Origin of the sequence: Massilia sp. CT11-108 (genome assembly GCF_047302915.1) — a bacterium.
Classification (GTDB): Bacteria; Pseudomonadota; Gammaproteobacteria; order Burkholderiales; family Burkholderiaceae_D; genus Telluria; species Telluria orientalis.
Genome location: NZ_JBKYMO010001299.1, coordinates 1 through 394 on the forward strand (window position 1 = coordinate 1; position 394 = coordinate 394).

At 75.1% G+C, this 394-nt stretch carries 1 pseudogene; it reads left to right on the forward strand.

The window, feature by feature from the left end:
• Positions 1 to 394 (forward strand): annotated as a pseudogene (locus ACEN88_RS34495) (hypothetical protein); the annotation flags it as partial.

Sequence of the window (394 nt, forward strand, 5' to 3'; positions counted from 1 at the left end):
CCCTCGGCCTGGCGCTGGGCGCATTGCTGCTGCAACGGCGACGGGCCGCGCCGCCTCCGCCCGCACCTGACCGGACCGCCCACCGCTTGTACCAGGCCGCCGCGCTGCTGGCCGCGTCCGTGCTGAGCGACAGCGCGCTGGAACACTACCGCGGCGGCTTCGAGAATCCCGGCATGTTCGCGCCGCTCGCCAGCGCGGCCGTCGTGCTGGGCTGTGCGCTGCGCGCGAAGCCCTCTTCCGCACCGTATGCGACTGCCTGCGCCATCGGCACGGCGGGTCTCGGCTTCCACGCGTACAACGTGCTGCGCCGGCCCGGCGGGCTGTCGTGGGCGAATCTGTTCTATGCGGCGCCCCTCGGCGCGCCGGCCGCGCTCACGCTGGCCGGCGTGCTGGG